Raw genomic sequence first — 19,519 nt, 5'->3', positions numbered from 1 at the left:
GCGCCTCCCGCAAGAGGATTAGTCGTGGGCGCCGATTTCGCGCAGCGGACGACCTTTCATCAGGTTACGTTCAATATGTTCCAGAGAAACATGTTTGGTTTCTGGAACCAGCCAGATGGTCAGCACAATAAAGAAGATATTCAGACCGGCGTAGACCCAGAAGGTGTTGGCATTGCCCAGGGTGTTGAGCATGGTCAGGAACGTTGCGCCGACGATCATGTTGGCAATCCAGTTGGTTGCGGTAGAGCAGGTGATACCAAAATCACGCCCTTTCAGCGGCTGGATTTCAGAGCACAGTACCCAAATCAGCGGACCGGCGCTCATCGCAAACCCGACGATAAACATCAGCAGCATACCCACCGCGAAGTACTGGGCGGTTGGGGAGTGGATGCCCACATGCATCATCGTACCGAGAACGCCCATACCCGTCGCCATCACCAGGAAGCCCAGGGTCAGGGTTGGCTTACGACCCCAGCGGTCCACCAGGCCGATGGCGATAAAGGTCGCCAGCACGTTGGTCAGGCCCACAATAACGGTGCCCCACATCTGCTCGGTGGTGTTGGTGTAGCCCGCCAGTTCAAAGATTTTTGGCGCGTAGTACATGATGACGTTCATCCCGGTGAACTGCTGCATCACCTGCAGCAGCACGCCGAGGAACACCGCCCGACGGAAGTTGCTGTTCTCTTTAAACAGCGCCCAGCCGGACTGTTTTACCTTCAGGCTTTCGCGGATCTCTTCCAGCTCGTTTTTCGCTTCCGCGCTGGTATCGCGCAGGCGGAGCAGCACGCGTTCGGCATCAACGAAGCGACGTTTGGCGGCAAACCAGCGCGGGCTGTCCGGCAGGAAGAAGACGCCAATCAGCAGCAGAATAGCCGGGATGATGATCACGCCGAGCATCCAGCGCCATGCGCCGCTGTAGCTGAACGCGGTATCGGACAGGTAAGCGCCGAGAATACCGATGGTGATCATCAGCTGGTACATGGAAATCATGCTGCCGCGGATTTTCTCCGGCGCTATTTCGGAGAGGTAGAGCGGGGCGGTGTAAGACGCCACGCCCACCGCAAGGCCCAGCAGCACGCGGGAAAGAATAAGCACTTCAACGTTAGGGGCGGCAGCGGAGAAGAGCGAACCGGCGACGAAGAGGATCGCACCGATCATCAGGCTCTTTTTGCGTCCGAGCTTGAAGGAGAGCCAGCCGCTGCCGACGGCCCCAACGGCCGCACCGAACATCATGGAGCTAACCACCCATTCCTGGGTATGCGCGTTAATCTGGAATTCGTCTGCGATAAAGGGAAGAGCGCCGGCAATGACGCCGATATCCAGGCCAAAGAGTAATCCTGCCAGGGCGGCGAGGAAGCAGACGAAGAAAGTCATCGCCTTGTTGGACGTACGCCCCTGTTTTTTATTGTCAGGCATTATGCCCTCCAGTTGGGTTATCAGTTTTATTGATGATAAGGGTAGGTGAGCGACCCGTAAAAATATGTGAGATTAATCACAATAGTGTAATCGGTTACACTAACGTGCAACCGTAAAAATTATTAAAGCTTTGAAAATATAGAGGTAAACGAGGTGATGCGCATCGCGTTTGTTTGAATTTCAGACTTAACTGAAAGGAAATGTAACAGCAGAAGAAAGGCGAACATGCAAAGAGATTATTCTGAAAGCGGAGTGGTGCCGGTGCGGTGTAATCGCTTTCAGTTGTGCGGCTTTAGCCGCCACCCGACATAAAAAAAGCCAGCACAAAGGCTGGCCTGTTTAATACTCTCGGCTGTCGATTACTTCAGACCGGCAGCCTCACGCAGCAGAGCGGCTTTGTCGGTTTTTTCCCATGGGAAATGTTCACGACCAAAGTGACCGTATGCAGCGGTTTCCTGGTAGATTGGGTGCAGCAGATCCAGCATCTGAATCAGGCCGTATGGACGCAGGTCGAAGAACTCGCGCACCAGCAGGGTCAGCTGTTCTGAAGGCACTTTCTCCGTGCCGAAGGTTTCCACCATGATGGAGGTTGGCTCAGCCACGCCGATAGCGTAGGAAACCTGAATTTCACAGCGGTCAGCCAGGCCGGCAGCAACGATGTTTTTCGCCACATAACGTGCAGCATACGCGGCAGAACGGTCAACTTTAGACGGATCTTTACCGGAGAACGCGCCGCCACCGTGACGCGCCATGCCGCCGTAGGTATCAACGATGATTTTACGACCGGTCAGGCCGCAGTCGCCCATTGGGCCGCCGATAACAAAGCGTCCGGTTGGGTTGATGAAGAATTTGGTTGCTGAGCTCAGCCATTCGGTTGGCAGAACCGGCTTGATGATCTCTTCCATCACTGCTTCCTGCAGGGATTTCTGATCGATCTCTTCGGCATGCTGGGTAGACAGCACCACCGCATCAATACCGACGATTTTGCCGTCGTCGTACTGGAAGGTGACCTGGCTTTTCGCATCCGGGCGCAGCCACGGCAGGGTGCCGTTTTTACGCACTTCAGCCTGACGCTGCACCAGACGGTGTGCGTAGGTCACAGGTGCTGGCATCAGCACGTCGGTTTCGTTGGTTGCATAACCGAACATCAGGCCCTGGTCGCCCGCGCCTTGTTCCAGCGGATCGGCACGGTCAACGCCCTGGTTGATGTCCGGAGACTGTTTGCCAATCGCGCTCAGTACCGCGCAGGAGTTGGCATCAAAGCCCATATCAGAATGTACATAGCCGATCTCACGCACCGTGTTACGGGTGATCTCTTCGATATCAACCCATGCGCTGGTGGTGATCTCACCGCCAACCAGAACCATGCCGGTTTTGACATAGGTTTCACACGCTACGCGCGCTTTAGGATCCTGCGCCAGGATCGCATCCAGCACCGCATCGGAGATTTGGTCAGCAATTTTATCAGGATGTCCTTCTGATACGGACTCGGACGTAAACAGGTGTTTTGCCATGTTTTATTTCACCTAAGAGGAATTTGGTTAGCTCAAGCTGCTGTGTGGAATAGCCAAAGGAGATAATTCTACCAAGGCCTGCAGGTTTTTGACACTGGCAGTATGAGTGTTAATCAGTATAGATGGATTAACATCTGGATGGCTATTTTAGGTCACTTCTTCGCCCGATTTCCAGTTTTTTTTGATTCATCTCTCACTGCGTTGAAATGGCTGCTGGAAATTTTTCCTGACGCTGCTGGCAACACGCGTATTTTTGTTTTGCTTTTTAGCCCCCTTCTCGGTATAAAACGCGGCGCGCGGCTCATATAAAATCAGCGCTCGATGAATACATCGTGTCGCCACTTCCAGCCGGGTTAAGCAGTGAACTTTTAGCTTTGGCTTGGGGTCCGTTTCATCAGAGGCGGCCGTGGAGGTGATACGAGATAATGAACCATCGTTTTCCGCTAATTCAGCGCTGCCGTTCTGGCGCGCCATTGATTCCCGCAACCCGCATTTCTAGTCTGCAAACCTGCCGATGTTATACCCATCTCGGCGCTTCTCAGGATTCAAGGGCCGGTTACGCTCTGTGAAAACTGAACAAGGGCGCTCTTGTTAATACAAGAGTTTTCTCGTGGTTTCGCCGAACCTTGTCATACAGAGTTCGGATACGTGTTTTACAATGATATGAATAAGAAACCGGTCGCACGGTCTGGATTTCAGCATACTCTGCTGGGAAACGGAGCCGTTTATGGGTTGTTATCGCCGTATAACGCTGCGATAGTAGTCAACTGTTTTACACTTAATACAAAGAGTTGAGGTTCGCTATGTCTGACGACATGTCTTCTTTTTCGCCTTCGTCAGCGGGCGAACAGGGTGTACTACGTTCTATGCAGGAGGTTGCGATGAGCTCCCAGGAAGCCAGCAAGATGCTGCGCACCTACAATATTGCCTGGTGGGGCAATAACTACTACGACGTCAACGAGCTGGGCCACATCAGCGTCTGCCCGGACCCGGACGTCCCTGAAGCGCGCGTGGATCTCGCTAAGCTGGTGAAGGCCCGTGAAGCTCAGGGCCAGCGTTTGCCTGCACTGTTCTGCTTCCCGCAGATCCTGCAACATCGCCTGCGTTCGATTAACGCCGCCTTCAAGCGCGCGCGTGAATCCTACGGCTATAAAGGCGACTACTTCCTGGTTTACCCGATCAAGGTGAACCAGCACCGCCGCGTAATCGAATCCCTGATCCACTCCGGCGAACCGCTGGGACTGGAAGCAGGCTCCAAAGCGGAGCTGATGGCGGTTCTGGCGCACGCGGGCATGACCCGGTCGGTGATCGTCTGTAACGGCTATAAAGACCGCGAATACATTCGTCTGGCGCTGATTGGCGAGAAGATGGGCCACAAGGTCTATCTGGTTATCGAGAAAATGACCGAAATTGCCATCGTGCTGGAAGAGGCCGAGCGTCTGAACGTTATTCCACGCCTTGGCGTGCGTGCGCGTCTGGCGTCGCAGGGTTCCGGTAAATGGCAGTCCTCCGGCGGTGAAAAATCCAAGTTCGGCCTCGCGGCGAACCAGGTGCTGCAGCTGGTGGAGATCCTGCGCGAGCGCGGTCGTCTGGACAGCATTCAGCTGCTGCACTTCCACCTCGGCTCGCAGATGGCCAATATCCGCGACATCGCCACCGGCGTGCGTGAATCCGCGCGTTTCTACGTTGAGCTGCACAAGCTTGGCGTTAATATTCAGTGCTTCGACGTGGGCGGCGGCCTGGGCGTGGACTACGAAGGGACCCGCTCGCAGTCCGACTGCTCGGTGAACTACGGCCTGAACGAATACGCCAACAACATCATCTGGGCGATTGGCGATGCCTGTGAAGAGCACGGCCTGCCGCACCCGACGGTGATTACCGAATCTGGCCGCGCGGTTACCGCGCACCATACGGTGCTGGTGTCTAACATCATCGGCGTCGAGCGCAGCGAAATCACCGAAGCGACGCCTCCGCAAGATGATGCCCCGCGTTCCCTGCAAAGCATGTGGGAAACCTGGCAGGAGATGCACGAGCCGGGCACGCGCCGTTCCCTGCGCGAATGGCTGCACGACAGCCAGATGGATCTGCACGATATTCACGTCGGCTACTCGTCAGGCACCTTCAGCCTGCAAGAGCGCGCGTGGGCGGAGCAGCTCTATCTGAACATGTGCCATGAAGTGCAGAAACAGCTCGACCCGAGCAACCGCGCGCATCGTCCGATTATCGACGAGTTGCAGGAGCGTATGGCGGACAAAATGTACGTCAACTTCTCCCTGTTCCAGTCGATGCCGGATGCCTGGGGTATCGACCAGCTGTTCCCGGTTCTGCCGCTGGAAGGGCTGAACCACGCCCCGGAACGTCGCGCGGTGCTGCTGGACATCACCTGTGACTCTGACGGCGCGATTGACCATTACGTTGACGGTGACGGTATCGCAACGACGATGCCAATGCCGGAGTACGATCCGGAGAACCCGCCAATGCTGGGCTTCTTTATGGTGGGTGCGTATCAGGAGATCCTCGGCAACATGCACAACCTGTTCGGCGATACCGAAGCGGTTGACGTGTTTGTCTTCCCTGACGGCAGCGTCGAGGTTGAGCTGTCCGATGAAGGGGACACCGTGGCGGATATGCTGGAATACGTGCAGCTGGATCCGAAAAAACTGCTCACCCAGTTCCGCGACCAGGTGAAAAACACCGGTCTGGACGATGCCTTGCAGCAGCAGTTCCTGGAAGAGTTTGAAGCGGGTCTGTACGGGTACACCTACCTGGAAGACGAGTAGTAAAACCTCCCTCTCCCGGTGGGAGAGGGTTGGGGTGAGGGCATCAGACCGCACAATGCCCTATACTCACTTGAACCCGTATGAATTAACGGCGATAATTCGCCCCAATATGCGATTTACGAATCAATCCCTTCCTCGTCGGGTTTAACGACGCGGAGGGGATTTTTTTTCATCTGTTTTTAATGTATCGACGTTAAAAGAGGTCAGGACATGAGCACTTTAGGTCATCAGTACGATAACTCTCTGGTATCTAACGCGTTTGGTTTTTTACGCCTTCCAATGAACTTCCAGCCGTACGACAGCGACGCGGACTGGGTGATCACCGGCGTGCCGTTCGACATGGCAACCTCCGGTCGTGCGGGTGGACGTCACGGCCCGGCGGCAATCCGTCAGGTTTCCACCAACCTGGCCTGGGAGCACAACCGCTTCCCGTGGAACTTCGACATGCGCGAGCGCCTGAACGTGGTGGACTGCGGTGACCTGGTGTACGCCTTCGGCGACGCGCGTGAGATGAGCGAAAAGCTGCAGGCGCACGCCGAGAAGCTGCTGGCGGCCGGCAAGCGCATGCTCTCCTTCGGTGGTGACCACTTTGTCACTCTGCCGCTGCTGCGCGCTCACGCGAAGCACTTCGGTAAAATGGCGCTGGTGCACTTCGATGCGCATACCGACACCTACGCGAACGGCTGCGAGTTCGACCACGGCACCATGTTCTACACCGCGCCGAAAGAAGGCCTGATCGATCCGAACCACTCCGTGCAGATCGGCATCCGTACCGAGTTCGACAAAGACAACGGTTTCACCGTGCTGGACGCTGGCCAGGTGAACGATCGCGGCGTGGACGATATTCTGGCTCAGGTTAAGCAGATCGTCGGCGATATGCCTGTATACCTGACCTTCGATATCGACTGCCTGGATCCGGCGTTTGCACCGGGTACCGGTACGCCGGTTATTGGCGGCCTGACGTCAGACCGCGCCATCAAGCTGGTGCGTGGCCTGAAGGATCTGAACATCGTTGGAATGGACGTGGTGGAAGTGGCGCCAGCCTATGACCAGTCCGAGATCACCGCGCTTGCCGCGGCGACCCTGGCGCTGGAAATGCTCTACATCCAGGCCGCGAAAAAAGGCGAATAAGCCTTACGCGCTGATTGCTGCTGCGCGACGCATGCGCAGCAGCAACATTCCCCCGGCAAGCAGGGTGATTACCTGCGAGACGACCAGCACCGAAAAGCCTGAGCTGACCGACCCTACCGACCTCATCACCATCCCCATCAGCAGCGGAATAAACGCCGCGCAGATATTGCCGATCCCGTTGATAATGCCGTAAGCGCTGCCCACCGCTTCCCGCGCGGCGTGATGCTGGATCACCGCCGGAATAGCCGCCCCCTGTAGCCCCCAGAAGATATTCGCCGAGAGCATAAACAGCGCCAGCCAGGCAGGCTGATGGCTGAGCATCAGCGCGACCACGGACAGCGCCGTCAGCGCGCCGCCCACCACAAACAGCATTGGCGCCTGTTCCGGGCGCATTCTGTCGAGCAGCACCCCGCCGAGGAACTTCGAGCCCAGACTCAGCAGGAAGGGAATGGCCGCAAGCATGCCCGTGGCGTGCAGCGAGAAATGATGCTCGTCGCGCAGCCACGCGGGCAGCCAGGCGCTGCTCCCCCAGAGATAGCTCAGAGTGGCAATCTCCACCAGCAGGATCCACCCGAGCAGCGGCGTTTGCCAGGCCAGCGAAAACGTCTCTGTAAAGCCCGGTTTTTTGATTTTCTCCGCACCCCGCGGCGCGGGCAGGAAGCGCCAGACAAGGCCGCCACCCAGCACCAGATTTAATACCGCCAGGGCATAAAACGATCCGGCCCAGCCGAGATGCGCCATCAGCCACGTCACCAGCGGAAAGCCCACGGCCAGCCCGAGCGAGACGCCCAGCGCGGTCACGGCGTTGGGTTTGCCGATCTCCTGCGCGCTAAAGTGATCGCTGATGAAGCGCGTTTTCAGCGAAAAGAGCGGCCCCTCAGCGATCCCCAGGATCGTGCGCGCGACGAGCATGCCCATCAGCGATCCGAGCAGCGGTGAAATGGCGCATACCGCTGCCCACATCGCTATGCTGCTCAATAATCCCTGTCGATAATGGAGTCTGCTTTCAATAACTGGAGTTAATAATAAAGCTGAAAATCCATAACCCAGCAGAAAACAGGTCATAAGCATTCCCTGTAACATTCTGTTTTCATTTAGCTGAAAATGCTGAGCAAATTCCGGGTTTAAAATCATTACAGAAATATTCACCCGGTCAACGTAGGAAATAATAATCAGTAATAACAATGCCACTGTGCCTTGCCATCTTGCCGTCATAACGCCTGCCTTATGTTTTCGCTTATTTCTATTTTTATGCGCGTGATTGTCACGTGGGTAAAATGGTTCACCTGTGAAACTCATTGTTTATTAAAGAAAAAATAAAATTAAGTTTCACAGATGAAACACCATGTTTTTCACTTCTTTTATTTTTAAGGAACAAAAAGAAAAGAAGTCAATCACTGTTTATTAAATTTTAAGGCCATCTATAAATCGTATTCTTTCACACCGAAATAATGAAAATTTCATATCGCTGCATTTTTTCGTGATCCTTTGCACACTTAGTTAATTAATTGCCGTTTGATTAACAAATTCGTCACATTACGGCTTGACGAAACATTCATCGCTTTTATATTGACCGTATTAAATAAGAAACAGAGTTTCATATATGAAACAAAAGCCTGGAGGATCGTGATGAGCTGGATAGGCGTATGTGACGCAGAACAAGTACAGGAAGATTTCCCTTTTAGCGGCAACGTCGACGGTAAAGAGATCGGCGTGTATTTGATTGACGGTGAATATTACGCGCTGGAAGACGTATGCCCCCACGCCTATGCCCTGCTGAGCCAGGGCTTCGTGGAAGACGGCAAGGTGGAATGCCCGCTGCACGAGGCGGTATTCGACGTCAAAACCGGTCAGTGCCTGCACGGCCCCGGCGGGCGCAACCTCAAACGCTACCCGGTTCGGGTTTTTGAAAACCAGATTCAGATTACCTTCGTCGAGGAGACCGTGGCATGAGCGACACCCTGAACTACAACCCGGCGCTGCCGGAAAGCCGTCAGTTTGCCCCACCGGCTGAGGGCGGTAACGGTGCGATCCATAAGCCGGGTGATTACCAGAACCTTATCTGGCAGACCCGCAGCCGCGAGCCGGAAAGCTGGGAAGTGAACCTCATCGCCACGCTGGAAGATCTCTTCGAGCAGGGAGTTGAAACTTTACCGGAGCTGGTGAACGGGCTGAACGCGGTGCGCATGCACGATCAGCAGGGCGAGCCGTGGAGCGAGGCCAGCTTCCAGGCATTCTTACAGGTTAACGGCTACTGAGGGCAACGCGATGACGACTACCGTACAACACTATCTCGATAAAGGTCTGCGCGGCCTCTGGTATCCGGTGCTGGCGAGCTGGGAGGTGCAGTCTGCACCGGTGGGCATTACCCGCCTGGGCGAACAGATTGTGGTCTGGCGCAACAAAGACGGCCAGGTGCAGGCGCTGGAGGACCGCTGTCCGCACCGCGGCGCGCGCCTGTCGATGGGCTGGAACCTTGGGGACCGCATTGCCTGCTGGTATCACGGCGTGGAGGTCGCGGGCAACGGCGAGGTGAAAGACGTGCCCGCCGTGGACAAATGCCCGCTGGTCGGCCAGCAGTGCGTGCGCAGCTACAACGTGCAGGAGGCGCACGGCGCAATTTTCCTGTGGTTTGGCGTCACCGCGGACCAGCAGCCGGACGAGCTGACCTTCCCGGACGAGCTCGCCGATACGGACAGCTTCAGCAACTTCCTCTGCACCGCCGCGTGGAAATGCAATTACCAGTACGCGCTGGAAAACGTGATGGACCCGATGCACGGCACCTATCTGCACTCCTCGTCGCACTCGATGGCGGAAGGGGATCGCAAGGCCGACATGGTGCTCCAGCCGACCAAAACCGGCTTTATCTTCGAGAAGAAAGGGCAGAGCGGCGTCAACTTTGACTGGGTGGAGCTGGGCAACAGCGGCACCTGCTGGATGCGCCTCTCCATTCCGTATAAGAAGCGTTTCGGGCCGGGCGGCCACTTCTTTATCGTCGGCATGGTGGTGCCGGAAGATAACGACAACTGCCGCGTCTTCTTCTGGCGCATTCGCCGGGTGCAGGGCTGGCAGCGCGACATGTGGCGCTTCATGTACCGCAACCGTCTGGAAAAACTGCACTGGGAAGTGCTGGAGCAGGATCGCGTGGTGCTGGAAAGCCTGGCGCCAAACGCCCGCGACCATGAATACCTGTATCAGCACGACGTCGGCCTCTCGCGCCTGCGCCGCATGATGCAAAAGGCCGCCAAAGAGCAACTGGCGATGCGCGAAGAACAGCAGGGAGCCGCCTGATGAACGGGCTGCTGAGCGGCAAGCGCATCGTCATAACCGGCGCCGCGCGCGGGCTGGGCTTTCACTTTGCCAAAGCCTGCGCGGAGCAGGGCGCGGCGGTGGTGATGTGCGACATCCTCAAGGGCGAGCTGGCCGAAAGCGCCCACGCCCTGAGCGAGCGGGGCTATGCGATCGAATCGCATGTTATCGATCTGGCCGATCCACAGTCCATTGAGCAGGTGTTCAGCGCGATTGGCGAGCAGGGTCAGATCGATGGCCTGGTGAACAACGCGGCGATGGCGACGGGCGTCGGCGGCAAAAATATGCTCGATTACGATCCGGATCTCTGGGATCGGGTGATGAGCGTCAACGTCAAAGGCACCTGGCTGGTGACGCGCGCCGCGGTGCCGCTGCTGCGCGAGGGCGCGGGTATCGTGAACGTTGCGTCCGACACCGCGCTGTGGGGCGCGCCGCGCCTGATGGCCTACGTCGCCAGCAAGGGCGCCGTGATTGCCATGACACGCTCAATGGCGCGCGAACTGGGAGAAAAGCGTATACGCATTAATGCCATCGCGCCGGGGTTAACCCGCGTCGAGGCGACCGAATATGTTCCGGCCGAGCGCCATCAGCTCTACGAGAATGGCCGCGCGTTAACCGGCGCGCAGCAGCCGGAAGACGTTACCGGCAGTATAGTCTGGCTGTTAAGCGATCTGTCGCGGTTTATCACCGGGCAGCTGATCCCGGTCAACGGCGGTTTTGTCTTTAACTAAGGTGTAGCGATTATGGCAAACGATCAGGAAGTGAAGTATCTGGTGCCGGGGCTGGAGCGCGGTTTACAGCTGCTGTTGGCCTTTGGCGAGCAGCATCGCGATCTGACCTTTGCCGAGCTGCACCGGCTGGTGGATATGCCGAAGGCGACCGCCTATCGCGTGGTGCAGACGCTGGAGTACATGGGCTTTCTGGAGCGCAACGCGCGTACCAATACCTTTTCGCTGGGCATGAACGTGCTGCGTCTCGGCTTTGAGTACATCGCCTCGCTGGACGTGGCGCAGGTCGGCCAGCCGGTGATTGAGCAGCTGCGCGACGTCAGCCAGTGCAGCAGCCATCTGGCGATCCGCGACGGGCGCGACATTATCTACATCGCCCGCGTCAGCGCCGCCGGGTCGCGCATCAATCAGGTCAGCATTGGCACCCGCCTGCCGGTGCACTGCACCTCGCTGGGCCGCATGTTGCTGACCGATATTTCCCGCGCCGATTTCGAACAGTTGTTCCCGCACGAGCGCCTGCCGGGCAACACGCCGGGGCAGCTTCACGACCGCGAGGCCCTGTGGCAGATGGTGCAACAGGACAAAGCCCGCGGGTTTGTCATCGGAGAATCCTTCTTCCGCCACGGCATCTCCTCCATCGTCTACCCGGTGTATGACCGAAGCGGACGCGTGGCGGCGGTGGTCAGCATTCTGGTGCCGTCGGAAGAGATCCCGCAGACCGACCGCGAGCGTCTGCAAAACGAGGTTCGCCTCGCGGCGGATAAAATTTCTGGCTTCTTAGGCTATTTGTCACAGGCCAGCTAAATCAGTGAGTTAACGTCAGGCGCTTGACTGCGTCGGGCATGTTTTACGCCCAATTTGGGCCAGATGAGGCAACGAACGATGAGTGTAACCGGAATTGAAAAGCTGGAATTTGGCGTGGAAGACCTGACGCACTGCGCCAAATTTATGCGTGATTTTGGCCTGACGGGCGATGCCAGCGGCCAGCGTTTTACCACCCTGAGCGGCGCGCGCGTGGAGCTGAACCCCATCGACAGCCCCGACCTGCCGCCGGCGTTTGAAGCGGGCAACACCCTGCGCCGCATGACCTGGGCGGTGGCCGCACAGTCCGATCTCGACGCGCTGCGCCCGAAGCTGGCGAGACAGCCCGGCTTTCGCGAAGTGGGCGACGCGCTGGAATGCCTCGATCCGAACGGCATGACCCTGCGCGTGCAGGTCAGCCAGCAGACCGACGTGGAGCTGAACGTTGAGCCGATCAACCAGTGGGGCGATGCCCGCCGTATCGACACGCCCAGCCCGGTTTACGATCGTGCGCAGCCGATCAACGTCGGGCACGTGGTGTTCTTCGTGGAGGAGCTGGCGGCGGTGGAGAAATTCTACCGCGAGGTGCTCGGCTTCCAGGTTTCGGACCGCTACATCAACCGCGCCGTGTTCCTGCGCTGCGGGGCGCGCGGCGGACATCACAACCTGTTCCTGCTGCAACTGCCGAACCGCAAGCGCGGCCTCAACCACGTGGCCTTCACCGTGCGCGACATCCACGAGGTGATCGGCGGCGGTATCGCGATGAATAAAAATGAATGGAGCACCTTTATCGGGCCGGGCCGCCATCCAGTGTCGTCGGCCTATTTCTGGTACGTCAATAGCCCGACCGGCGGCGCGTTTGAGTATTACACCAACGACGACTATCTGACGGAAAACTGGCAGCCGCGCGAGCTGGAGCACTCCCTGGTCTCCTTTACCGAATGGGCGGTAGAAGGCGGGATTGACCACGACACCCGCCGCCAGCAGAAAAAGCCGGAGGCGGTATGACGTCGCGCATTGTCATTATCGGTGGCGGTCAGGCGGGCGGCTGGGCGGCGAAAACCCTGCGCGACGAGAGCTTCGACGGCGAGATCTGCGTGGTGGCGGAAGAGGAGTGGGATTTCTACGAACGTCCGCCGCTGTCGAAAGCGTCTCTGCTGGAGCCGGACGCGGCGCTCCCGCGGCTGTTTAGCGAAGAAGCACAGCAGGCGCTGAACCTGACCTGGTACCGCCCGCTGCGTGCTGAATCAATCGATCGTGAAGCGAAAACCGTGCGTTTAAGCAACGGCGAACGCCTTAGTTACAACATTCTTCTAATGGCCACCGGCGGGAGGGCGCGCCTGCCTTCACCGGCGTGGGCGGCGCATCCGCAGGTCTACACTCTGCGCCACTGGCAGGATGCGCAGCGCCTGAAGGCGCGTCTGGCGGAAAGTAAAAAACTGGCGATTGTCGGCGGCGGCTGGATCGGCCTTGAGATTGCAGCTTCCGCGCGCAAAAGCGGCGTAGCGGTCACGCTGTTCGAACAGCAGCCCGCGCTGTGCATGCGCTCGGTGAGCGGCGAGGTGTCGCAGCGCTTAGAGGTCATCCACCGCGAGCAGGGGGTGGCGATCCGTACCGGCTGCGGCGCGCTGGAGCTGGAGGACGATAACGGCCTGCCGGTTATCCACTGCGACGGCCAGCGTGAAACCTTTGATGCGGTGGTGGTGGGGATCGGCGTCGATCTCAATCTGGAGCTGGCGCGCGATGCGGGACTTCGCACCGTGCGGGGGATCGTGGTGGATGCCCAGGGACGGACGTCCGATCCGTTCATCTTTGCCGCAGGCGACGTGGCTCAGCACCATCACTACGGCCTGTGCATTCAGTCCTGGGCCTTCGCCCAGAATCAGGCGGTGGCGACGGCGAAAGCCATGCTTAACCCCGATGCGCCAGGCTACGACGACGCGCCGTGGCTGTGGTCGGATCAATATCAGCACAACATCCAGATCCTCGGCATTCCGCAGCCGGGCAGCCGAACGATAGTGCGTGAAGAGGCGCTGTACTTCTCGCTGGACGACAACGGTCGGCTAACGCAGCTGGTGGCGTTCAACGATGCGCGCACCGTCAAGCTGGCGAAGCGCTGGATGGCCGCGGAGCGAGATTTATCGAATGTGCCGCTCGCCGACCCGGCTTTTTCACTGATGTCATTGCGATAGCTAACCCGCACCCGTAGGGGGAGACATGACCACATTAGAGACCAACACCGCGCCCGTCGAGGCGAGCGGTGAGGGAACCCGCACGCCTGAAAAAGCGGTGCGCTGGGCCATCCCGCTGTCGCTGCTGGCCTGCGTGCTGCTGGCCTTTTTCGACAAAATCAGCATCGCGGCGCTCTTTTCCGACACCCATTTCCAGCAGGCGATGGGCATCGATTTTGATACCACGCGCCTCGGCATTCTGATGAGCGCCTTCCTGCTGAGCTACGGCTTTTCGTCGGTATTTTTGAGCGGTTTAGGCGACAAAATCGCGCCGCTGCGCCTGCTCACCGGGATGATGGTGGTGTGGTGCGCGCTGATGGTGGCGATGGGCTTTACCCATAACTACACGCTAATGATCGTCCTGCGCATCCTGCTGGGCGTGGCGGAAGGACCGCTGTTCCCGCTGGCTTTCGCCATCGTGCGCCACAACTTCCCGCAGCATTTACAGGCGCGCGCCACCATGCTCTGGCTGCTGGGCACGCCGGTCGGCGCGGCGATTGGCTTCCCGCTCTCCCTGTGGCTGCTGAACACCTTCGGCTGGCAGAGCACCTTCTTTGTCATGGCAATGCTGACCGTGCCGGTGCTTATCTTTGTGCGCGTTGGCCTGCGCGGGATCCGTCTGGAAGCAAAACCCGGTACCTCGCAGGTGTCTCAGGACGAGCGGCGCGCGGCGCGGCGCGAGCTGTTTGTCAGCCCGCACTTCTGGATCATCTGCATCTTTAACATCGCCTTTCTGACCTACCTGTGGGGCATCAACGGCTGGCTGCCGGGCTATCTCATCAAGGGCAAAGGCATTCACCTGGAGCACGCGGGCTGGCTGTCGTCGATGCCGTTCATCGCCATGCTGGCGGGAGAGGTGATTGGCGCGTGGCTCTCTGACCGGGTCGATAAGCGCGCGGCGGCCTGCTTTATCTCGATGGCGGGGGCGGCGGTAGGCCTGGCGGCGGTGATGCACCTCGACACCCCGCTTGCCATCATCGCGGCGATGAGCTTCAGCACCTTTATGTGGGGCACCGGCGCCCCCAACATTTTCGCCCTGCTGGCGAAAGCCACCCATCCCCGGGTGAGCGCCACGGCGGGCGGCATCTTCAACGGGCTGGGAAACTTTGCGGGCGCGCTGTCGCCGGCGGTGATGGGCGCGCTGATCGCTTTCACCCACAGCATGGATTCCGGGCTGATTTTTCTGGCGGTGATGGCGGCGGTGGGCTGCGTCCTGTTACTGCCGCTGCTGAGACGTTACTGAGGAGAGTGTCATGACTGATTCAACCGTAACCAACAAAACAGGCATCAAACCCGACCACCTGACAATGGAAGAGTGGGTCGAGTCGCGCATCGCGCGCTTCGAAGGCCGTAAATACGACTGGAACGCGCTGAAGTTCCAGGCCGATTTTGACCCGAAATACCGCCGGGCGCAGATGCGCTACATCGGCACCGGGGCAACCGGCGTGGCGAACGACACCAATACCGTGCAGGCGGACCATTTTACCTTCTCTACCATGGTGCTGCCGTCGAAGTGCGAAGGGCCGCTGCACCTGCATGACGACGTGGAGGAGGTGTTCTTCATGCTCAAAGGGCAGATCACGCTGATGATCCAGGACGGCGACAACTACACCGAAACCGTGCTGCGCGAGCGTGACCTGATCTCCGTCCCGCCGGGCATCTATCGCGGCCTGTTTAACCACGGGGAAGAAGAGGCGCTGATGTGCGTCATGCTGGGAACCAACAAGCCGGAAATCCCGACCTATCCCTCCGATCATCCGCTCTCAAAAGTGAAGCGGAACTAAGGGGGCGACATGACGGCTTTTCGTGAACAGGGAAGCGGCATCCCGCTGATGCTGCTGCACGGGATCAGCTCTGGCGCTGCGTCCTGGCATAAGCAGATGGCGCTGAACGGTTTTCGCGTGCTGGCGTGGGACATGCCCGGTTACGGCGAAAGCCCGATGCTGGCGGTTGAGCGGGCAAACGCCGGAGATTACGCCGACGCGCTGGCGGCGATGCTCGACCGCGCAGGCGTCTGGCAGGCGGTACTGGTGGGCCATTCCCTGGGGGCGCTGGTGGCCAGCGCGTTTGCGGCGAAGTTCCCTGAACGCGTCATTCATCTGGTGCTGGCGGACGCCGCGCAGGGCTACGGTAATGCCGCGCCGGAGCAGCGAGAGCAGGTCTGGCGTAATCGCGAGCAGCAGATGGCGCTCGGTGGCGACATCCTCGCCCAGACCCGCGCCGCGAAGCTGCTGCGCCCCGGCGCGCGCCCGGACGATATCGCCACCGTCGCGGCGGGCATGCGCAGGCTGCGCCCCGAAGGCTACCTCGCTGCCGCGTGGATGCTGGCGCATGACGACATTCACGGCTGGCTTAAGCGTTACGCCGGTCAATTTGAAGTCTGGTGCGGCGAGCAGGACGCGATAACGCAGCCCGAGCTGGTACAGGGGCTGGCGCTGCGCTACGGCATGCCGTTTACCGCGATTCCGCAGGCCGGACACGCGAGCTATCTCGATAACGACGCGTTTTTTAATCAACAGCTTTTACGCATTAACGAAGAGGTGCGCGATGAATGCACACATTGACGGCCGCGTAGCGGTCGTTACCGGCGGTTCGTCCGGCATTGGCTTTGAAACGCTGCGCCTGCTGCTGGGCGAAGGGGCGAAAGTCGCCTTCTGTGGCCGCGACCCGGACCGGCTCGCCAGCGCCCATGCGACGCTGCAAAACGACTATCCCGACGGGGAAATTTTCTCATACCGCTGCGACGTGCTGAACGCCGACGAGGTGCAGGCCTTCGCGGATGCGGTGAAGGCGCGCTTTGGCGCGGCGGATATGCTGATCAACAACGCCGGTCAGGGCTACGTGGCGCACTTCAGCGACACGCCGCGCGAGGCGTGGCTGCACGAAGCCGAACTTAAACTGTTTGGCGTCATTAATCCGGTGCAGGCGTTTCAGCCGCTGCTGGAACGGTCCGATATCGCCTCCATCACCTGCGTGAACTCCCTGCTGGCGCTTCAGCCGGAAGAGCACATGATCGCCACGTCGGCAGCCCGCGCCGCGCTGTTGAACATGACGCTGACGCTCTCGAAAGAGCTGGTAGGCAAAGGGATTCGCGTCAATTCCATACTGCTCGGTATGGTCGAGTCCGGCCAGTGGCAGCGCCGCTTTGAAAGCCGGGCGGATAAAAGCCAGAGCTGGCCGGAGTGGACGGCGGAGATCGCGCGCAAGCGCGGCATCCCGATGGCGCGCCTCGGCAAGCCGCAGGAGCCTGCGCAGGCGCTGCTGTTTCTCGCCTCACCGCTGGCCTCATTTACCACTGGCGCGGCGCTGGACGTTTCCGGCGGCTTTTGCCGCCATCTGTAAGGACGCATCATGAAAAAGGTAATGTTAATTGGTTATGGCGCCATGGCGCAGGCGGTGATTGAGCGTCTGCCCGCCGGCGTGGCTATCGGCTGGATCGTGGCGCGCGCGTCTCACCATGCCGCCATTCGCGACCAGTTTGGCGATGCGGTCGAGGCGCTGACCTCGCCGATGGCGTGCGCACAAACGCCCGATCTGGTGCTGGAGTGCGCCAGCCAGCAGGCGGTTGCGCAGTACGGCGAAGCGATTCTGCGCCGCGGCTGGCATCTGGCGGTTATTTCCACCGGCGCGCTGGCGGACAGCGCGCTGGAGCAGCGCCTGCTCGCGGCGGGCGGAAAACTGACGCTGCTTTCCGGGGCGGTGGCCGGCATCGACGGGCTGGCGGCGGCGAAGGAGGGCGGGCTTGAGCGCGTCACCTATCAGTCGCGTAAAAGCCCGGCCAGCTGGCGCGGCAGCTACGCCGAGCAGCTTATCGATCTTAACGCGGTCTCAGAGGCGAATGTCTTTTTTGAAGGGAGCGCCCGCGAGGCGGCGCGCCTGTTCCCGGCGAACGCCAACGTGGCGGCGACCGTGGCGCTCGGCGGCGTCGGGATGGATGAAACCCGCGTGCAGCTGATGGTTGACCCGGCAACGAAACGTAACACCCACACGCTGCACGTAGAAGGGCTGTTTGGCGAATTCCATCTGGAGCTGAGCGGGCTGCCGCTGGCGTCTAACCCTAAAACCTCCACCCTGGCGGCACTCAGCGCGGTGCGCGCCTGCCGCGAACTGGCCCTGAGCTGAGGAGTGACGATGGACGATCTGAAGATTTTTATCGGCGGCCAGTGGCGACGCGGCGGCGGTAACCCGATGCAGAGCCACTTCCCGGCTGACGGGTCGATCAATGCGACGCTGAACGCGGCAAACCTTGACGATCTGTACGACGCGATCGAGGCAGGCGAGCGCGCGTGGCGCGATCCCGTCTGGCGCAACAGCCTGCCGCACGTGCGGGCGAAGATCCTGCACAAGGTGGCGGATCTGATTGAGTCCCGCGCGGACGAGCTGGCGCAGATGCAGAGCCGGGATAACGGCAAGCCGCTGGCGGAGGCGCGCGGGCTGGTGATGAGCGCGGCGGGAACGGCCCGCTACTTCGCCGCCGCCTGCGAGCTGCTGGAAGGGGAGTTGCCCACGCCGCGCCAGCCGGATCTGCTGACGCTAAGCCGCTATGAGCCGCTCGGCGTAGTGGCGGCCATCACGCCGTGGAACTCGCCCATTGCCAGTGAGATGCAGAAGGTCGCCCCGGCCATCGCCGCCGGGAACGCGGTGATCCTCAAGCCTGCCGAAGCCACGCCGCTGATGGCGCTGGAGCTGGCGCGCATTTTTGAACAGGCCGGGCTGCCCGCCGGGCTGCTGAGCGTGCTGCCGGGCAAAGGCTCGGTGATTGGCGACGCGCTGGCGCGCCATCCCCGCGTGCGAAAAATTTCCTTTACCGGCGGCACCGCCACGGGCCGCCATCTGGCGCACGTGGCCGCGGAAAAGCTGATCCCAGCGTCGCTGGAGCTGGGCGGTAAATCCCCGATCATCGTGCTGGAGGATGCCGACGTTGAGCAGGCCGCGCGCGGGATCTGCTACGGCATTTTCAGCTCAGCAGGGCAGGCGTGCATCGCCGGGTCCCGGCTGTTTATCCACGAAAGCCTGTACGCGCCACTGATGGCGCGGCTGCTGGAATTAACTCGCGGGCTGCGCGTAGGGCACCCCTTCACCGACGGCGTTCACGTTGGGCCGCTGATCAATGAGAAACATCGCCAGAGCGTGCAGGAATACGTCGAGCTGGCGAAGCGCGAGGGGGGCCGGGTGCTGTGCGGCGGGGAGATCCCGGCGGATCCTGACCTCGCAAACGGCAGCTTCTTCCAGCCGACCATTATCGAAGGGCTGACGAACGGCGCCCGCGCCTGCCAGGAGGAGATCTTCGGCCCGGTGCTGGTGGCGATGCCGTTTCGCGATGAAGCGGCGTTGATCCGCGAGGCGAACGACTCGGTTTACGGCCTGGCGGCAGGGATCTGGACCCGCGACACCGGGCGGGCGCTGCGCCTGAGCGAGCAGCTGGAGGCCGGTACGGTGTGGATCAACACCTACAAAGTTTTTGCGATTTCGACCCCGTTCGGGGGCTTTAAAGAGAGCGGTCTGGGCCGCGAAAAGGGCATTCAGGGGCTGAAAGCCTGGATGCAGCAAAAGAGCATTTATCTGGCGACGGGTAACAGCGTCAACCACTGGTGCGACTGAGAAAGGGT

Annotated in this window: 20 protein-coding genes; 16 read left to right on the top strand and 4 right to left on the bottom strand. The window is 59.8% G+C overall.

Annotated features, from left to right (window positions below):
* Nucleotides 1-18: 18 nt before the first annotated feature.
* The 3 genes from galP to IM303_RS22320 all read right to left on the bottom strand — a co-directional run bounded on the left by galP (nucleotide 19) and on the right by IM303_RS22320 (nucleotide 3,404).
* A complete protein-coding gene (gene galP / locus IM303_RS07305) occupies nucleotides 19-1,416 on the bottom strand; it encodes a galactose/proton symporter (protein WP_045629996.1) in 1,398 nt (465 codons plus the stop codon).
* Nucleotides 1,417-1,775: 359 nt separating this feature from the next.
* Nucleotides 1,776-2,930, bottom strand: a complete 1,155-nt coding sequence (gene metK, locus IM303_RS07300; RefSeq protein WP_041908329.1) for a methionine adenosyltransferase — start codon at nucleotides 2,928-2,930, stop codon at nucleotides 1,776-1,778.
* A 186-nt stretch (nucleotides 2,931-3,116) separates the two neighbouring features.
* A complete protein-coding gene (locus IM303_RS22320) occupies nucleotides 3,117-3,404 on the bottom strand; it encodes a hypothetical protein (protein ID WP_045260764.1) in 288 nt (95 codons plus the stop codon).
* A 189-nt stretch (nucleotides 3,405-3,593) separates the two neighbouring features.
* On the opposite strand from IM303_RS22320, the gene yqgB reads away from it, so the two are divergent.
* The 3 genes from yqgB (at nucleotide 3,594) to speB (ending at nucleotide 6,841) form a co-directional block, all read left to right on the top strand.
* On the top strand, nucleotides 3,594-3,725 hold the full coding sequence (yqgB, locus tag IM303_RS07285) for an acid stress response protein YqgB (protein WP_127312443.1): 132 nt from the start codon (nucleotides 3,594-3,596) through the stop codon (nucleotides 3,723-3,725).
* An 8-nt stretch (nucleotides 3,726-3,733) separates the two neighbouring features.
* Nucleotides 3,734-5,710, top strand: coding sequence for a biosynthetic arginine decarboxylase (gene speA / locus IM303_RS07280; protein ID WP_049001461.1), 1,977 nt, complete (start codon nucleotides 3,734-3,736; stop codon nucleotides 5,708-5,710).
* Nucleotides 5,711-5,920: 210 nt separating this feature from the next.
* The gene (gene speB, locus IM303_RS07275) at nucleotides 5,921-6,841 is read left to right on the top strand and encodes an agmatinase (RefSeq protein ID WP_017382921.1); all 921 of its coding nucleotides are present in this window, start codon (nucleotides 5,921-5,923) and stop codon (nucleotides 6,839-6,841) included.
* A gap of 3 nt (nucleotides 6,842-6,844) precedes the next feature.
* Here the strand turns inward: speB and IM303_RS07270 are convergent, their stop codons facing one another.
* Nucleotides 6,845-8,056, bottom strand: a complete 1,212-nt coding sequence (locus IM303_RS07270; RefSeq protein ID WP_049001459.1) for an MFS transporter — start codon at nucleotides 8,054-8,056, stop codon at nucleotides 6,845-6,847.
* Between the two features lie 414 nt (nucleotides 8,057-8,470).
* Between IM303_RS07270 and IM303_RS07265 the strand changes: the two genes are divergently transcribed.
* The 13 genes from IM303_RS07265 (at nucleotide 8,471) to IM303_RS07205 (ending at nucleotide 19,511) form a co-directional block, all read left to right on the top strand.
* Nucleotides 8,471-8,794: a non-heme iron oxygenase ferredoxin subunit gene (locus tag IM303_RS07265; protein WP_193359764.1), complete on the top strand. Its 324-nt coding sequence runs from the start codon at nucleotides 8,471-8,473 to the stop codon at nucleotides 8,792-8,794.
* Nucleotides 8,791-9,099 carry a recombinase-like helix-turn-helix domain-containing protein gene (locus IM303_RS07260; protein WP_028014353.1) on the top strand — a complete coding sequence of 103 codons (309 nt, stop codon included), beginning with the start codon at nucleotides 8,791-8,793 and terminating at the stop codon, nucleotides 9,097-9,099. Before IM303_RS07265 ends, IM303_RS07260 begins: the two co-directional genes overlap by 4 nt.
* A 10-nt stretch (nucleotides 9,100-9,109) precedes the next feature.
* On the top strand, nucleotides 9,110-10,132 hold the full coding sequence (locus IM303_RS07255) for an aromatic ring-hydroxylating dioxygenase subunit alpha (RefSeq protein WP_028014352.1): 1,023 nt from the start codon (nucleotides 9,110-9,112) through the stop codon (nucleotides 10,130-10,132).
* Nucleotides 10,132-10,881, top strand: coding sequence for an SDR family oxidoreductase (locus IM303_RS07250; protein WP_193359763.1), 750 nt, complete (start codon nucleotides 10,132-10,134; stop codon nucleotides 10,879-10,881). The genes IM303_RS07255 and IM303_RS07250 overlap by 1 nt, the downstream gene beginning before the upstream one ends.
* Nucleotides 10,882-10,893: 12 nt before the next feature.
* Nucleotides 10,894-11,682 carry an IclR family transcriptional regulator gene (locus IM303_RS07245; RefSeq protein WP_028014350.1) on the top strand — a complete coding sequence of 263 codons (789 nt, stop codon included), beginning with the start codon at nucleotides 10,894-10,896 and terminating at the stop codon, nucleotides 11,680-11,682.
* Between the two features lie 78 nt (nucleotides 11,683-11,760).
* Complete coding sequence (locus IM303_RS07240; protein WP_049001452.1) at nucleotides 11,761-12,687, top strand: VOC family protein; 927 nt, start codon at nucleotides 11,761-11,763, stop codon at nucleotides 12,685-12,687.
* Nucleotides 12,684-13,871: an NAD(P)/FAD-dependent oxidoreductase gene (locus IM303_RS07235; protein WP_049001449.1), complete on the top strand. Its 1,188-nt coding sequence runs from the start codon at nucleotides 12,684-12,686 to the stop codon at nucleotides 13,869-13,871. The genes IM303_RS07240 and IM303_RS07235 overlap by 4 nt, the downstream gene beginning before the upstream one ends.
* Nucleotides 13,872-13,896: 25 nt before the next feature.
* Nucleotides 13,897-15,153: an MFS transporter gene (locus tag IM303_RS07230; RefSeq protein ID WP_049001447.1), complete on the top strand. Its 1,257-nt coding sequence runs from the start codon at nucleotides 13,897-13,899 to the stop codon at nucleotides 15,151-15,153.
* Between the two features lie 10 nt (nucleotides 15,154-15,163).
* Entirely contained in the window at nucleotides 15,164-15,694 is a 531-nt protein-coding gene (locus tag IM303_RS07225) for a cupin domain-containing protein (protein WP_017382915.1), read from the top strand.
* Nucleotides 15,695-15,703: 9 nt separating this feature from the next.
* Nucleotides 15,704-16,474: an alpha/beta fold hydrolase gene (locus IM303_RS07220; RefSeq protein WP_063438561.1), complete on the top strand. Its 771-nt coding sequence runs from the start codon at nucleotides 15,704-15,706 to the stop codon at nucleotides 16,472-16,474.
* Nucleotides 16,458-17,252, top strand: a complete 795-nt coding sequence (locus IM303_RS07215; protein ID WP_193359762.1) for an SDR family oxidoreductase — start codon at nucleotides 16,458-16,460, stop codon at nucleotides 17,250-17,252. Before IM303_RS07220 ends, IM303_RS07215 begins: the two co-directional genes overlap by 17 nt.
* Before the next feature lie 9 nt (nucleotides 17,253-17,261).
* The gene (locus tag IM303_RS07210) at nucleotides 17,262-18,032 is read left to right on the top strand and encodes an aspartate dehydrogenase (protein WP_049001440.1); all 771 of its coding nucleotides are present in this window, start codon (nucleotides 17,262-17,264) and stop codon (nucleotides 18,030-18,032) included.
* A gap of 9 nt (nucleotides 18,033-18,041) precedes the next feature.
* Nucleotides 18,042-19,511 carry an aldehyde dehydrogenase gene (locus tag IM303_RS07205; protein ID WP_193359761.1) on the top strand — a complete coding sequence of 490 codons (1,470 nt, stop codon included), beginning with the start codon at nucleotides 18,042-18,044 and terminating at the stop codon, nucleotides 19,509-19,511.
* The last annotated feature ends 8 nt before the right edge of the window (nucleotides 19,512-19,519 follow it).

This window comes from Enterobacter cloacae complex sp. P38RS (assembly GCF_014930775.1).
GTDB classification, from domain to species: Bacteria; Pseudomonadota; Gammaproteobacteria; order Enterobacterales; family Enterobacteriaceae; genus Enterobacter; species Enterobacter bugandensis.
The sequence above is the reverse complement of the archived record's forward strand: the minus strand, read 5'-3'. Positions and strand labels throughout refer to the sequence as shown.

Bases quoted from the DNA above. Each gene is read 5' to 3' on its own strand.
- IM303_RS07255 (WP_028014352.1), top strand. From the start codon at position 9,110: ATGACGACTACCGTACAACACTATCTCGATAAAGGTCTGCGCGGCCTC.
- IM303_RS07220 (WP_063438561.1), top strand. From the start codon at position 15,704: ATGACGGCTTTTCGTGAACAGGGAAGCGGCATCCCGCTGATGCTGCTG.
- IM303_RS22320 (WP_045260764.1), bottom strand. From the start codon at position 3,404: ATGGCGCGCCAGAACGGCAGCGCTGAATTAGCGGAAAACGATGGTTCA.
- IM303_RS07265 (WP_193359764.1), top strand. From the start codon at position 8,471: ATGAGCTGGATAGGCGTATGTGACGCAGAACAAGTACAGGAAGATTTC.
- IM303_RS07250 (WP_193359763.1), top strand. From the start codon at position 10,132: ATGAACGGGCTGCTGAGCGGCAAGCGCATCGTCATAACCGGCGCCGCG.
- metK (WP_041908329.1), bottom strand. From the start codon at position 2,930: ATGGCAAAACACCTGTTTACGTCCGAGTCCGTATCAGAAGGACATCCT.
- speB (WP_017382921.1), top strand. From the start codon at position 5,921: ATGAGCACTTTAGGTCATCAGTACGATAACTCTCTGGTATCTAACGCG.
- IM303_RS07225 (WP_017382915.1), top strand. From the start codon at position 15,164: ATGACTGATTCAACCGTAACCAACAAAACAGGCATCAAACCCGACCAC.
- IM303_RS07205 (WP_193359761.1), top strand. From the start codon at position 18,042: ATGGACGATCTGAAGATTTTTATCGGCGGCCAGTGGCGACGCGGCGGC.
- galP (WP_045629996.1), bottom strand. From the start codon at position 1,416: ATGCCTGACAATAAAAAACAGGGGCGTACGTCCAACAAGGCGATGACT.
- IM303_RS07270 (WP_049001459.1), bottom strand. From the start codon at position 8,056: ATGACGGCAAGATGGCAAGGCACAGTGGCATTGTTATTACTGATTATT.
- IM303_RS07215 (WP_193359762.1), top strand. From the start codon at position 16,458: ATGAATGCACACATTGACGGCCGCGTAGCGGTCGTTACCGGCGGTTCG.
- speA (WP_049001461.1), top strand. From the start codon at position 3,734: ATGTCTGACGACATGTCTTCTTTTTCGCCTTCGTCAGCGGGCGAACAG.
- yqgB (WP_127312443.1), top strand. From the start codon at position 3,594: ATGAATAAGAAACCGGTCGCACGGTCTGGATTTCAGCATACTCTGCTG.
- IM303_RS07260 (WP_028014353.1), top strand. From the start codon at position 8,791: ATGAGCGACACCCTGAACTACAACCCGGCGCTGCCGGAAAGCCGTCAG.
- IM303_RS07210 (WP_049001440.1), top strand. From the start codon at position 17,262: ATGAAAAAGGTAATGTTAATTGGTTATGGCGCCATGGCGCAGGCGGTG.
- IM303_RS07240 (WP_049001452.1), top strand. From the start codon at position 11,761: ATGAGTGTAACCGGAATTGAAAAGCTGGAATTTGGCGTGGAAGACCTG.
- IM303_RS07235 (WP_049001449.1), top strand. From the start codon at position 12,684: ATGACGTCGCGCATTGTCATTATCGGTGGCGGTCAGGCGGGCGGCTGG.
- IM303_RS07230 (WP_049001447.1), top strand. From the start codon at position 13,897: ATGACCACATTAGAGACCAACACCGCGCCCGTCGAGGCGAGCGGTGAG.
- IM303_RS07245 (WP_028014350.1), top strand. From the start codon at position 10,894: ATGGCAAACGATCAGGAAGTGAAGTATCTGGTGCCGGGGCTGGAGCGC.